General features: G+C 67.4%; 13 protein-coding genes. 5 read left to right on the plus strand and 8 right to left on the minus strand.

Translation table 11 applies throughout. The annotated features are described in order from the left end of the window. Positions 1-61 precede the first annotated feature (61 nt). Positions 62-1,027 carry an IS481 family transposase gene (locus FBY28_RS04990; RefSeq protein WP_141864781.1) on the plus strand — a complete coding sequence of 322 codons (966 nt, stop codon included), beginning with the start codon at positions 62-64 and terminating at the stop codon, positions 1,025-1,027. A gap of 28 nt (positions 1,028-1,055) precedes the next feature. Here the strand turns inward: FBY28_RS04990 and FBY28_RS04995 are convergent, their stop codons facing one another. Beyond that, positions 1,056-1,646 carry a TetR/AcrR family transcriptional regulator gene (locus FBY28_RS04995; protein WP_216847507.1) on the minus strand — a complete coding sequence of 197 codons (591 nt, stop codon included), beginning with the start codon at positions 1,644-1,646 and terminating at the stop codon, positions 1,056-1,058. A 53-nt stretch (positions 1,647-1,699) separates the two neighbouring features. Between FBY28_RS04995 and FBY28_RS05000 the strand changes: the two genes are divergently transcribed. Beyond that, positions 1,700-2,317: a hypothetical protein gene (locus FBY28_RS05000; RefSeq protein WP_141864784.1), complete on the plus strand. Its 618-nt coding sequence runs from the start codon at positions 1,700-1,702 to the stop codon at positions 2,315-2,317. A gap of 24 nt (positions 2,318-2,341) precedes the next feature. Continuing rightward, positions 2,342-3,811, plus strand: coding sequence for an amidase (locus FBY28_RS05005; protein WP_141864787.1), 1,470 nt, complete (start codon positions 2,342-2,344; stop codon positions 3,809-3,811). On the opposite strand, the gene FBY28_RS05010 is transcribed toward FBY28_RS05005, so the two are convergent. The 6 genes from FBY28_RS05010 to FBY28_RS05030 form a co-directional block, all read right to left on the minus strand. Beyond that, a complete protein-coding gene (locus tag FBY28_RS05010; RefSeq protein WP_141864789.1) occupies positions 3,808-4,851 on the minus strand; it encodes a sulfate/molybdate ABC transporter ATP-binding protein in 1,044 nt (347 codons plus the stop codon). The two genes, FBY28_RS05005 and FBY28_RS05010, sit on opposite strands and share 4 nt — an antisense overlap. A 13-nt stretch (positions 4,852-4,864) precedes the next feature. Continuing rightward, on the minus strand, positions 4,865-5,683 hold the full coding sequence (cysW, locus tag FBY28_RS05015; RefSeq protein ID WP_141864792.1) for a sulfate ABC transporter permease subunit CysW: 819 nt from the start codon (positions 5,681-5,683) through the stop codon (positions 4,865-4,867). Further along, the gene (cysT, locus tag FBY28_RS05020) at positions 5,680-6,552 is read right to left on the minus strand and encodes a sulfate ABC transporter permease subunit CysT (protein ID WP_174241540.1); all 873 of its coding nucleotides are present in this window, start codon (positions 6,550-6,552) and stop codon (positions 5,680-5,682) included. The genes cysW and cysT overlap by 4 nt, the downstream gene beginning before the upstream one ends. Before the next feature lie 32 nt (positions 6,553-6,584). Then, positions 6,585-7,607: a sulfate ABC transporter substrate-binding protein gene (locus FBY28_RS05025; RefSeq protein WP_141864794.1), complete on the minus strand. Its 1,023-nt coding sequence runs from the start codon at positions 7,605-7,607 to the stop codon at positions 6,585-6,587. A gap of 119 nt (positions 7,608-7,726) precedes the next feature. After that, on the minus strand, positions 7,727-7,819 hold the full coding sequence (locus FBY28_RS26375) for an Ms4533A family Cys-rich leader peptide (RefSeq protein WP_353618508.1): 93 nt from the start codon (positions 7,817-7,819) through the stop codon (positions 7,727-7,729). Positions 7,820-7,968: 149 nt separating this feature from the next. Next, positions 7,969-8,163: a hypothetical protein gene (locus FBY28_RS05030; protein WP_019510681.1), complete on the minus strand. Its 195-nt coding sequence runs from the start codon at positions 8,161-8,163 to the stop codon at positions 7,969-7,971. 29 nt (positions 8,164-8,192) lie between these two features. Between FBY28_RS05030 and FBY28_RS05035 the strand changes: the two genes are divergently transcribed. Both FBY28_RS05035 and FBY28_RS05040 read left to right on the plus strand, forming a co-directional pair. Beyond that, positions 8,193-9,425, plus strand: coding sequence for an FAD-dependent oxidoreductase (locus FBY28_RS05035; protein WP_141864797.1), 1,233 nt, complete (start codon positions 8,193-8,195; stop codon positions 9,423-9,425). A 54-nt stretch (positions 9,426-9,479) separates the two neighbouring features. Then, a complete protein-coding gene (locus FBY28_RS05040; RefSeq protein ID WP_286177757.1) occupies positions 9,480-11,468 on the plus strand; it encodes a glycoside hydrolase family 15 protein in 1,989 nt (662 codons plus the stop codon). Between the two features lie 9 nt (positions 11,469-11,477). Here the strand turns inward: FBY28_RS05040 and FBY28_RS05045 are convergent, their stop codons facing one another. Then, positions 11,478-12,737: a thioester domain-containing protein gene (locus tag FBY28_RS05045; RefSeq protein ID WP_141864802.1), complete on the minus strand. Its 1,260-nt coding sequence runs from the start codon at positions 12,735-12,737 to the stop codon at positions 11,478-11,480. Between the last annotated feature and the right edge of the window lie 158 nt (positions 12,738-12,895).

Genomic DNA, 12,895 nt, shown 5'->3' on the forward strand with positions numbered 1-12,895 from the left:
GTGAAGAGAACCTCCGGGTGAGGTGTGGCTTGTCTAGGTCCAAACCCGTCCGGAGGTTCTCGTGTCCCACCGTAATGCCCGCACGACGTTTCATGGCCGCCTGTTGATGGTGCACAGGCATCAGGCTGGCTGGCCCAAAGCCCATATCGCCGCAGCGATGGGGGTGTCGCGCAAGTGCGTCCATACTTGGATCAGCCGTTTCGAGGTCGAGGGTGAAACCGGCTTGCTGGACCGATCCTCGCGACCGCACACCATGCCGACGCGAACCACGCGCCGCGTGGAGAACCAGATCGTGGCCTGGCGCCGGCGCCACCGCTGCGGCCCGGAGGAGATCGCCACCAAGCTGGGCGTCTGCCCGCGCACGGTGTCGCGGGTGCTCAACCGGCGCCAGGTTCCCTACCTGCGTGACTGCGACCCGATGACCGGTCAGGTCATCCGCGCCTCGAAGTCCACCGCGGTCCGCTATGAACGGAACCGGCCCGGCGAGCTGGTGCACATGGACGTCAAGAAGCTAGGCCGTATCCCCGACGGCGGGGGTTGGCGAGCTCACGGTCGAAGGGAGGCACCCGATCGAAACCGACGTTCAGGCAATGGCTTTGATTACATCCATTCGATGATCGATGACCACTCTCGGCTGGCGTACTCCGAAATTCTGCCTGACGAGAAGGGCCCCACCTGCGCGGGATTCCTGCAACGTGCCGCCGAGCACTTCCGGTCGAACGGCATCACCGTCATCGAGGAGATCATGACCGATAACGCCTGGGCCTACCGCTACTCAATCCGTGAAGTATGCGCACAACTAGGGGCCCGCCAGGTGTTCATCAAGCCGCATTGCCCATGGCAGAACGGCAAGGTAGAACGCCTCAACCGAACCCTGCAGACCGAATGGGCCTACAAGCGGGTCTTCACCTCAAACGCTCACCGCGCCGCAGCCCTTGCACCCTGGCTGAACTACTACAACACTGAACGCCGTCACAGCGCACTCGGCGGCCTCCCACCGACCAGCCGACTGACACCAACGTCATGACCCGGTACACCTAGCCGCACAGCCGCACCTAATCGATCAGCCGGGTCACCGCGTCGACGAGCCTGTCGCGTTCGACATCGGCGAGGAACGCCGGGTCGGTGGCGAGCCTGCTCAGGAAGCCGTCCAACAGCACCATGACCCAGGTGGTCAGTTCCGGCGCCGGAAGATCGCGACGCATGCAGCCCCGTTGCTGCGCCCGGCGCACCCAGCCGTGCAGGCCCGCGTGCTGGGCCTGGTCGTCGGCCGCCAGCGCCTCGGCAACGGCTGGTTCGGCCATCACCGCGCCGACCGCGCGGATGAAGCCGGGAACTCGCGCGTCCGCGGCGGTGTCCGCGGTGTGCCGAACCCAGTCCAGCACCACCGCGCGGGCATCATCGCGAGCATCGCGGTCCGCGAACCATGCCCGGGTCTGCTCGGTACCCGTCGCCAGAATCGCCAGCAGCACATCGGTTTTCGTCGGGAAATAGTGAAAGAACGTCCCGGACCCGACGCCCGCCTGCGCACAGATCGCGGCGGTGGTCGTGGCGGCCACACCGGCGGCGGCGAAACAGGTCATCGCGGCATCCATGATGTGTGCGCGGCGGGCCGCGTGTTTGACGGGGTCGACCGTGCGGGCCATCGGACACCTCCTCAAGACTATTAATAGAGTAACCACTCCGATAATCTGAGGCCATGCCGACAGCGGAACGCTGGTATCTGGATGCCGACGGACACCGACACGTCGTCGAGGTCGAACCCGCAGGCCTCGGGCGACGGGCGACCTGGTCCGTCGACGGCACGACCATCGCGCAGCGCCGCAGCGCCGCAGGCCGGATCACCCTCACCCCCGCGACCGATACCGGTATCGCGGGATCGGTCCGCCTGCGGTTCGGCTCGTTCGGTCCAGCCCGCCGGGTGTCCTGGCACCCGAGGAACGACCCCTCGGCCGCGGTAGGCCTGGGCGGCCGGGATTTCCGCGCCGAGGCCGGCTCACGCGCCGACCGTCGCGACGCGTTCATCGCGGCCCACCCCCGCGCCTACACGGGCTACCGCACGGCACTGGCGATCGCGACGCTCGCCGTGGCGTTGGCGGTCGGTCCCGTCGTCTCCTGGTTCGTCAACAACGTTCCCTGGCAGCACCTCCCGGCCATCCCCTGGCCCGATGTGCAGCTCCCGGACTGGTCTTTCCCGGACTGGATCGGCGGCCTCATCGACGTGATGAAGTTCGTCGTCCCGGTCCTCATCGCCTTCGGGCTCGCCCGCCTCGAATTACGCAGACGCAGACAACAGCGCGAACGACACCGGAGCTGAATTCGGCGGACATAGGGTGAACACATGAGATTCGACGAGTACCGCCGCCTCGACGCCACCGGGCTGGCCGAGCTGGTGGCAGCCAAGCAGGTCACCGCGGCCGAACTACTGGAGCTGGCCACCGAGCGGGCGGCGGCGGTGAACCCGCGAATCAATGCGATCGTGCGGGACGTGCCCGCTCGGCCCACCGACGAGCTGAGCGGTCCGTTCGCCGGCGTGCCCTTCCTGATCAAGGACCTCGCCCAGGATTACGCTGGGTTGCCCAGCTCCAACGGTTCCCGCTCGCTGCAGCATGTACCGGTCGCCGAGCACTCCACCATCGTGTCGCGCTGGCTCGACGCCGGGCTGGTCATCTTCGGCAAGACCAACCTGCCCGAGTTCGGCGCCAAGGGCATCTCCGAACCGCAACTGTGGGGTCCGGCCCGCAACCCGTGGGACCTCGACCGGACCCCGGGCGGCTCGTCGGGTGGTTCGGCGGCCGCCGTCGCGGCAGGCATCGTGCCGTGTGCCGGTGCCAATGATGGTGGCGGATCGATCCGCATCCCGGCCGCCTGTTGCGGCCTCGTCGGCCTCAAACCCGGCCGCGGCCTCACCCCGATGGGCCCGACGAGCGGCGAATCGATGCACGGGTCGGCCGTGCAGGGTGTGGTGTCCCGCAGCGTGCGCGATACCGCGGCCATGCTCGACGTCATCGCCGGCGGCGAACCGTTCGGTCCCTACTCGCCGGCCCCGTCCGCAGCTCCGTACGCATCGGCCGTCGGACGCGACCCCGGCAGCCTGCGTATCGGCGTGCGCGTCCCCGCCGCCATCACCCCTCATCCGCACCGGGAGGCGTACGCCGCGGTGGAGAAAACCGTGGCGACGCTCACCGAACTCGGTCACCATGTCGAGGAGCTGCCGCAGGCGCCGTTCGACGATGCCGCCCTGGCCCGCGATTTCCTGCTGACCTGGTTCGTCTACCTGGCCTGGGAGGTCGACGAGGCCAAACGCGTCTCCGGTGCCGGCGATGACGCCTTCGAGCGCGACACGCTCATCATGGCCGCACTCGGCAGGGCCACCAGCAGCGTCGCCTACGTCGACGCCGTGCAGCGCCGCCACGAGCACACCCGCAGGCTGAGTACCTTCTTCGAGAGCTACGACCTGCTGCTGACGCCGACGCTGGCGACCCCGCCGCCGCGCATCGGCGAATTCGATCTGCCCGTCGCGCTCCAGCGCGGCGCCGACCTGCTGCTCAAGACCCGTACCGCAAAACTGCTGCGCTACACCAAGATCGTGGACGACATGGTCGACAACAACCTCGGTTGGGTGCCGTACACGCAGCTGGCCAACATCACCGGCCGGCCCGCGATCACGCTGCCGCTGCACTGGACCGCCGACGGGCTGCCACTCGGTGTGCAGTTCGTCGCGCCGCTGGCCGGCGAGTCGTTGCTGCTGACGCTGGCCGCCCAATTGGAGCGGGCGATGCCCTGGGCCGACCGGGTGGCCCCGGTCTAGGCCAACGCGTCGGCGCGGACCTCAGCGCGTTGTAGCTCGCCGGCGATCTCCGGCACCCGGGTGGCGCGCACGTAGACGGTGTCACCGGCGCGCAGCCCCAGCGCCTCGGCGTCACCGCGGGTGATCTGCGCCGTGAAGGGTGTGCCGTTGACGGCGCTGGTCAGCTCGACCCGCACCTCGAAGCCCAGCGTCACGATCCGGTCGATGGTCGCCTTGGTCACCCCGGTCGACTCGGCGGTACCGTCACCGGCCGCGATCGCCATATCCGGGTTGCGGCCCACGCGAATATCGTGCGGGCGCACCAGGATTCCGTTGAGCAGCGAGACGGTGCCCAGGAAGGACATCACGAAGGGGTTGGCCGGCGCGTCGTACACCTCGGTGGGCGAACCCACCTGTTCGATGCGTCCCTTGTTCAGCACGGCGATGCGGTCGGCGACATCCAGCGCCTCGGCCTGATCGTGGGTGACCAACACCGTGGTCACGTGCACGTCGTCGTGCAGGCGGCGCAGCCAGGACCGCAGGTCCTCGCGGACCTTGGCATCCAGCGCACCGAAGGGCTCGTCGAGCAGCAACACCTCGGGATCGACGGCCAGTGCCCGAGCCAGCGCCATGCGCTGACGCTGCCCACCCGACAGCTGCGCCGGGTACCGGTTCTGGAAACCGGCCAGACCGACGACCTCCAGCAGGTTGTCGACCTTCTCCTTGATCTCGTTCTTGGGCTTCTTTCGGATGGACAACCCGAACGCCACGTTATCGCGCACGGTGAGGTGCTTGAAGGCGGCATAGTGCTGGAACACGAAGCCGATACCGCGCTTCTGCGGCGGCACCCCGGTGACATCGCGACCGTTGATGGTGATCGACCCGGTGTCGGGCTGATCGAGACCGGCGATGGCCCGCAACAACGTCGACTTGCCGGAGCCACTGGGCCCCAGCAACGCGGTCAACGAGCCCTTGGGCACCACGAAGTCGATATTGTCCAGGGCCGCGAAGTCGCCGTAATGCTTGTTCGCGCCCGTCACCGTGATAGCGGTTTCGCTCATCGATCGGTCTCCTTCAGTCCTCAGTCTTGACGCGCGAACGTTGGGCGTCAAACAAAATCTGTGCCACCAGCACGATCAGCGCCACGGCCATCAGCACCACGGAAATCGTGTAGGCGCCGTACGGGTTGCCCAAGGTGTAGCGGTCATGCACCAGCAGCGTCAGCGTCTGCGACTGACCGGGCAGATTGGACGACACCATCAGCACCGCCCCGAACTCTCCGAGGGTGCGGGCCACGGTGAGCACCACCCCGTAGGTCAGACCCCACCGGATGGACGGCAGGGTGATGCGCCAGAACGTCTGCCACCAGTTGGCACCCAGGGTGGCCGCGGCCTCCTCCTGATCGGTGCCCACCTCGTGCAACACCGGCTCGACCTCCCGGATCACGAACGGGATGGTGACGAACAGGCTGGCCAACACGATGCCGGGGAACCCGAAGATGATCTTCAGTCCCCAGCTGTTCTCCACGAACCCGAACAGTCCGGCGCTGCCCCACAACACGATCAGCGCGACGCCGATCACCACAGGCGATACCGCGAACGGTAGATCGATCGCCGCCTGCAGCGCGTTCTTGCCCCGGAACTTGCGCCGGGCCAACACGATGGCCGTCGGCACGCCGAAGAGCACGTTCAACGGCACCACGATGGCGACCACCAGCAGCGACAACGACAACGCCGACTGCGCGGCGGGCGTCGATATCGATGCGACGAACTCGCCGATCCCGGGCGCCAGCGCGCGCCACAGAATGGCGCCCAGCGGCACCACCAGCAGCGCGACGATGTACAGCCCGGCGATGATCCGCAGGATCAGCTGGGTGGTCCGCGACAGCTTCATCGCGCCGACTCCTCCCGTTTCGCCGCGCGTGCACCGAAGTAACGCAGGACGAACAGCACCACGAACGAGATCAGCAGCAACACGATCGAAATCGCCGCCGCACCCACCCGGTCGTCGTTCTCGATGAGCGTGCGGATCCACTGTGAGGACACCTCTGTCTCACCGGGGATCGCCCCACCGATCAACACGATGGACCCGAACTCGCCGATGGCGCGGGAGAAGGCCAGTCCCGCACCCGAGAGCAGCGCCGGGGCCAACGCGGGCAGGATCACCCTGACGAAGATCGTGACGTTGTTGGCCCCCAGCGAGGCCGCGGCCTCCTCGACCTCCTGGTCGAGTTCCAGCAGCACCGGCTGCACGGCGCGGACCACGAACGGCAACGTCACGAACGCCAGGGCCAGCGCCACACCCCAGGAGGTGTGTTGGATGTGGATGCCCACCGGGCTGCCCGGTCCGTAGAGGGACAGCAGCACCAGGCTTGCCACGATCGTCGGCAGCGCGAAGGGCAGGTCGATGATCGCATCGACGACGCGTTTCAATGGGAAGTCGTCGCGCACCAGGACGAACGCGATCAGCAGGCCGAAGACCACATTGAGCAGGGTGACCCCGATCGAGATGGTCAGCGTCACCCGGAACGAGGCCAGCGCCGACGGTGAGGACACCGCCGACCAGAACGCCGTCCAGCCGCCCTCTGCCGATGTCACCACGATCGCCGCCAGCGGCAACAGCACGATCAGCGACAACCACAACACCGCCACCCCGACCTGCAGGGTCGCTCCGCTGGGCCGCGGCGACAGTTTCCGCGCGGCAGAGGGGCCGCCCGGAGAAAGCTCCGGGCGACTCGCCTCAGGATTCGACTGAACCGACATATGCGATCCGCTTCGTCTCTCGCCGGCGTCGCCTAACCGGTGGCCTGCTTGTAGATCTTGGTGATCTCACCGTTGTCCTTGTCGAACAGCTGCGGGTCGATCTTCGACCAACCACCGAGATCGGCCACGGTCCACAGTTTCTCCGGTGCCGGGAACTTGTCGGCGAAGTCCGCGGCGACGGCCGGGTCGACCGGCCGGAAGCCTGCCTCGGCCCAGACCTTCTGCGCCTCCGGGGTGTACTGGAAGTTGACGAAATCGGTGGCCTTGTCCAGGTGCTTGCTGGTGTTGACGACCGCGACCGGGTTCTCGATCTTGAAGGTCTGCAGCGGGTTCACATGTTCGAGGTCATAGTGCAGCGCCTCGTTCTCATAGGCCAGCAGGACGTCACCGGTGCCCTGGCGGAACACATCCGTGGCCTCGCGTCCGGAGCCGGGGCGCAGCTTGACGTGCTGGGTCACCAGTTCCTGGACGTAGGCGATACCGGCGGCATGATCCTTGCCGCCGTCGCTCTTGGCCGCGTACGGGGCCAGCAGGTTCCATTTGGCCGATCCCGAGCTCAACGGGCTCGGCGTGATGACCTCGACACCGGGCTTGAGCAGATCGTCCCAGTCGCGGATGTTCTTCGGGTTGCCCGGACGGACGGCGAAGGTGACCAGCGATCCGAAGGGCACACCCTTCTGGGCGCCCGCGTTCCAGTCCTCGTCGACCAGGCCGGCCTTCACCAGCCGGGTGATATCGGGCTCGACGGAGAAGTTCACGACATCGGCGGGCTTGCCGGACTCGACACCACGGGACTGGTCACCGGATGCGCCGTAGGACGCCGTGACCCCGACACCTTTACCTTCCTCGGTCCCGGCGAAGACCGGGGCGACCTTGGACCAGCCCGGCTCGGGCACCGCGTAGGCCACCAGGGTCAGGGTGGTGTCGGCATCGGGGCTGTTGCCGCCGCCGGCGACATCGCTGGCACCACCGCCGCAGGCGGTGAGCAGGGTGGTGGACAGGGCGAGCGCGGTGAGGGCACTCAGACGTTTGGCGGTTCTTCCGGGGTTGCGCATCGAGGACCTTTCCAGGGCGGGATTGGGGCAGGGCTGCCGTCTACACGGAAAGGTGATGGAAGGGTGCGCGACGGGGACCTCATGCCGCTACCAACGCCGAACCGCAGACGGGTGTGGTTTCAGCGACAACAACACACATCGGCGACAGCGGAAAACCCCACGGCAATGAGGGCCAAGACATGGCCGCTCTTGTTGCCGGTCGCTGCACGCATGGCCGGAAGAGTATCAGAATCGCGCGGTGTCGCCCCCCGAGCAGCCACCGAGCAGCTAACGACCAGCTATCGAGCTATGAACCACATGACGATGACCAGGATCACCAGGGCGACCAGCGCCAGGGTCACTCGCGAGCGGGGCATCTGATTCACGACGGCTCCTGCTCCTCGTGGCGTGCCTTGCGCAGCACCTTGATGCCGTTGCCGAGGGCGCCGTCGAGCACGACGGCGGTCCCCAGTGCCAGGAGCAAGACCACCGGCATCACGATGGCGGTCTGCGCGACGAACCCGAGGCCCGACAGCCACAGTTCGACACCGTCCCACCAACTCAGGAAATCGCCCATCTGTCCCACAGTAGTGCCAGGATGAAACGGTGCCGAAGGCCCCGCAGGATGCCCCCACCACCGGATGCGCGATCGTCGGCGGCGGGCCCGCGGGGATGATGCTCGGCCTGCTGCTGGCCAGGGCCGGCGTGCGGGTCACGGTGCTGGAGAAACACCAGGACTTCCTGCGTGACTTCCGCGGCGACACGGTGCACGCCAGCACTCTGCGCATGCTCGACGAACTCGGTCTCGGTGCGCGGTTCGCGGCGGTGCCGCACCGGCTGATCGAGTCCCTCGAGCTCAAGGTGCAGGGCGTCCCGGTCCAGGTCGATCTGCGCCACCTACCGGGAACACACCGGCATATCGCCCTGGTGCCGCAATGGGATTTCCTGGAATTGCTGGCCGCTGCCGCCGCGCAGGAGCCGACCTTCACCCTGCTACGCAGTTGTGAGGTGCTCGGCCCGCTGTGGGCCGGTACCGCAGTGGCCGGCGTGCGCTACCGGGACGCTGCCGGAGCGATCCGCGAACTGCGCGCACCCCTGACGGTGGCCTGTGACGGCCGCGGCTCGACGCTGCGCGACGCAATCGGATTGACACCCAAGCGCTTTGGCGCACCGATGGATGTGTGGTGGTTCCGTGTCCCGCGGCATGATGACGATCAGGCCGGGCTGGCCGGGGCGATGGGCAGCGGCCATATGGTGGCGATGATCGACCGCGGTGACTACTACCAGTGCGCCTTCGTCATCCCCAAGGGATCCGATGCGTCGTTGCGGGCGCAGGGTATCGAGTCGCTGCACCGCCGGATGACCGCGGTGGTGCCGTGGGTCGCCGACCGCATCGCAACGGTCACCTCGTTCGACGATGTGAAATTGCTCGACGTGCAGCTGGATCGGCTGGGGCGCTGGTACACCGCCGGCGCACTGATCATCGGTGACGCCGCCCACGCGATGTCCCCGGTGGGCGGGGTCGGAATCAACCTGGCGGTCGCTGACGCGGTGGCGGCCGCCCGCCTGCTCGCCGACCCGCTGCGCACCGGCTCGGTGCCCACCAAGGCGCTCCGTCGCGTGCAGATCCGCCGGTGGCTGCCGACGGTCATCGTCCAGGGCGTGCAGCGGATGGTGCACAACCGGGTGATCGCCGTCGCCGTCTCCGGAACCGGCCCCGCGCGCCCGCCCGCCGCCGTCCGGGTGCTCAGCCGGGTTCCGATGCTGCGCAGGGTCATCGCTTACGGGGTGGCCATCGGGCCGCTCCCCGAGCACATACCCGCCTTCGCACGGCGCTGACGCGCGGACTCGCGCGACTAGACGTGTGCGCGATCTGGACCGATGATGGGCGGCATGGTTCTGGAACACACCGAGCACGATTCGATGCCGACGCCGTTCACGGCGACGGCTCCCATCGCCTACGCAGCCACCGGAGCCCTGCGAAACCCGTTCCCGCCCATCGCGGATTACGGCTTCCTCTCCGACTGTGAGAACACCTGCCTGGTGTCCTCCGCCGGTTCGGTGGAATGGTTGTGCGTCCCTCGCCCCGACTCCCCCAGTGTGTTCGGCGCCATCCTGGACCGTGGCGCAGGCCACTTCCGGCTGAGCCCCTACGGCGTCTCGGTGCCCTCGGCACGGCGCTATCTGCCGGGCAGCCTCATCATGGAGACCACCTGGCAGACCCACACCGGCTGGATGATCGTGCGCGACGCCCTGGTGATGGGACCGTGGCATGACACCGAGACCCGGTCGCGTACCCACCGCCGCACCCCCACCGACTGGGATGCCGAGCACATCCTGCTGCGCACGGTGCGGTGCGTCAGCGGTGTCGTCGAACTGGTGATGAACTGCGAGCCCAACTTCGACTACGGGCGCAGCCCGGCCACCTGGGAGTACTCCTCATCGGCCTACGGTGAGGCGATCGCGCGGGCGAGCAAGGATCCCGAGGCCAATCCGACCCTGCGGCTGACGACGAACCTGCGCATCGGCCTGGAGGGACACGAGGCGCGTGCCCGCACCCGGCTGACCGAGGGTGACAAGGTGTTCGTCGCGCTGAGCTGGTCCAAGCATCCCGCCCCGCAGAACTTCGAGGAAGCCGCGGACAAGATGTGGAAGACCAGTGAGTCCTGGCGGCAGTGGATCAACATCGGCGACTTCCCCGACCACCCGTGGCGGGCCTATCTGCAGCGCAGCGCGTTGACCCTGAAAGGCCTTGTCTACTCACCGACCGGCGCCCTGTTGGCCGCCAGCACCACCTCGTTGCCGGAAACCCCTCAGGGCGAACGGAACTGGGACTATCGCTACTCGTGGATCCGGGACTCGACATTCGCGCTGTGGGGGCTCTACACCCTCGGCCTCGACCGGGAGGCCGACGATTTCTTCTCCTTCATCGCCGACGTCTCCGGGGCGACCAACGGCGAACGGCACCCACTGCAGGTGATGTACGGCGTCGGCGGGGAGCGCAGCCTGGTCGAGGAGGAACTCAATCACCTTTCCGGCTACGACTATTCCCGGCCGGTACGGATCGGCAACGGCGCCTACAACCAGATGCAGCACGACATCTGGGGCACCATGCTCGACTCGGTGTATCTGCACGCCAAATCGCGTGAGCAGATTCCCGAGGCGCTGTGGCCGGTGCTGAAGAACCAGGTCGAAGAGACCATCAAACACTGGAAGGAACCCGACCGCGGGATCTGGGAGGTGCGCGGGGAACCCAAGCACTTCACCTCCAGCAAGATCATGTGCTGGGTTGCCATGGACCGCGGATCCAAGCTGGCCGAGCTGCAGGGCGAGAAGTCCTATGCCCAGCAATGGCGCGAGATCGCCGAGGAGATCAAGGCCGACATCCTGGCCCACGGTGTGGATTCCCGCGGGGTGCTCACCCAGCGCTACGGTGACGACGCGCTGGACGCCTCACTGTTGCTGGCGGTGCTGACCCGTTTCCTGCCTCCCGACGATCCGCGGATCCGGGCCACCGTGATGGCGATCGCCGAGGAGCTCACCGAGGACGGACTGGTACTGCGGTACCGCACCGAGGAGACCGATGACGGGCTGTCCGGCGAGGAGGGCACCTTCACCATCTGTTCGTTCTGGCTGGTGTCCGCGCTGGTCGAGATCGGCGAGGTGCGCCGGGCGAAGAGATTGTGCGAGCGGCTGTTGTCCTTCGCCAGCTCACTGCATCTCTACGCCGAGGAGATCGAACCCCGCACGGGCAGGCACCTCGGCAACTTCCCGCAGGCGTTCACCCATCTGGCGCTGATCAACGCGGTGGTGCATGTGATTCGCGCCGAGGAGGAAGCCGACAGCACCGGAACCTTCCAGCCCGCCAACGCCCCCATGTAGCACGCTCGTTCACGCCGAGACGGTGATCTCGAACTCGATGACCGTCGGGGTGGGGATGGCCAGCGCCACCGGGGTCAGCCGTTCGTCCTCGTAGGCTATACCGGTCAGCACCCGACCGCCGAAACCGTCCCCGGTGGCGGGCACACGTGCGGTGATCGTGACGGTCGCGTCCGCGGTGCGACGAAGGTAGATATCGGTTCCCGGTGCCACCGGGCCCGCGAGCGGCGCTCCGGCGGCGTCGACGATCTCCCCGGCCGACGAGCTCAGCGCCGCGGCGTCGGTCGCATGGAATCCGAACGGCCCCAAAAGATCTGACCGCACCTTCACCCGGTCCGCGGTCAGCCGCGGCGCCACCGTGGCCCGGCGCGCGGATTCCGCCCCGGCGATCAGGTAATCGTAGAGCGCGACGACACGGTCGGCGTTGCGGTAGTGCCCCGAACCGTGCAGCGTGAAGGTCACGTCATCGATCGTCACCGATTCGCCCGACGATCCGGCCTCGGTCACCACCTGCAACCGATAGAACCGGTAGCCCTGGTGCGCATGTCCTGCCACGGCGTCCGAGGTGGTCGCACCCACCCCGAGCCGGCGCCGGTGCGTGCCGCGACCGGCGGGCACGTTCAGGCCGGAGGCCGCCACATCGCGCCAGGTGATGCCATCGGCGGACTTCTGCAGTTGCATCGACACCGCCCGATCTGCCGTCAGGCCCACGGTGTACCCGGACAGCTGCGGCGCACCGTCGAACTCGAAGATCAGGGCGCCCGGCGTCTCGGTCGTCGCGACGGGCACATTGAGCGGCCGATTGTCCAGCCGCAACCCGTTGGTGAAATGCCAGATCGCGGCCTGGGTGGCCGCGATGGCCTCATGCTCGGCCAGATGCGCTGTCGCGCAAAGTTTTCCGGCGGCGAACACCCGACGACTGAGCTCGACAGTGCCCAGCGTGGGGAACGAGTTCCTGATGATCCAGTCCACCTCGGCCTCGTAGGCGCGCGCCGAGAAATTACGCACGGCCGACCAGTTCGCCGGGTGGTACCGCGACGGGCGCGTCGGCGCGACACCCATGAAATCCACTGAGTAGGCGTCGATCCCGGGATTGAGCCGGATCAGGTCGGTGCGCGCGACACTGCCGTCGGTGAAGACAACGGTGTCCACGGTCGGCGAGTAGGTGCCGCCGCGGTATCGAGTCATCCGGGGGATATCGGCGGTGCGGCGCACGGTACGACGCACCGACACCGGTGTGGTGCCGACGGGATGCAGAGTGAGAGCGGGCATTGCTGTGAGCTTTCTGAAGGCTGTGAACTGCGCGAATCCACACACCGCCGAGAGAGGGCGGGCACGAACGCGGGGGCCGACGTCAGAAAAATCAACAACAACAACACGGCACGACGACACAGCGCGCCATGGCGGTGCGCAGCGAGTCGTCGTGGGAC

The organism is Arthrobacter sp. SLBN-53, assembly GCF_006715585.1.
Lineage (GTDB): Bacteria > Actinomycetota > Actinomycetes > Mycobacteriales > Mycobacteriaceae > Mycobacterium > Mycobacterium neoaurum_A.

Bases quoted from the DNA above. Each gene is read 5' to 3' on its own strand.
- FBY28_RS05030 (WP_019510681.1), bottom strand. From the start codon at position 8,163: ATGGGCGATTTCCTGAGTTGGTGGGACGGTGTCGAACTGTGGCTGTCG.
- FBY28_RS05005 (WP_141864787.1), top strand. From the start codon at position 2,342: ATGAGATTCGACGAGTACCGCCGCCTCGACGCCACCGGGCTGGCCGAG.
- FBY28_RS26375 (WP_353618508.1), bottom strand. From the start codon at position 7,819: ATGCGTGCAGCGACCGGCAACAAGAGCGGCCATGTCTTGGCCCTCATT.
- FBY28_RS05040 (WP_286177757.1), top strand. From the start codon at position 9,480: ATGGTTCTGGAACACACCGAGCACGATTCGATGCCGACGCCGTTCACG.
- FBY28_RS05045 (WP_141864802.1), bottom strand. From the start codon at position 12,737: ATGCCCGCTCTCACTCTGCATCCCGTCGGCACCACACCGGTGTCGGTG.
- FBY28_RS05000 (WP_141864784.1), top strand. From the start codon at position 1,700: ATGCCGACAGCGGAACGCTGGTATCTGGATGCCGACGGACACCGACAC.
- FBY28_RS04995 (WP_216847507.1), bottom strand. From the start codon at position 1,646: ATGGCCCGCACGGTCGACCCCGTCAAACACGCGGCCCGCCGCGCACAC.
- cysT (WP_174241540.1), bottom strand. From the start codon at position 6,552: ATGTCGGTTCAGTCGAATCCTGAGGCGAGTCGCCCGGAGCTTTCTCCG.
- FBY28_RS05010 (WP_141864789.1), bottom strand. From the start codon at position 4,851: ATGAGCGAAACCGCTATCACGGTGACGGGCGCGAACAAGCATTACGGC.
- FBY28_RS05025 (WP_141864794.1), bottom strand. From the start codon at position 7,607: ATGCGCAACCCCGGAAGAACCGCCAAACGTCTGAGTGCCCTCACCGCG.
- cysW (WP_141864792.1), bottom strand. From the start codon at position 5,683: ATGAAGCTGTCGCGGACCACCCAGCTGATCCTGCGGATCATCGCCGGG.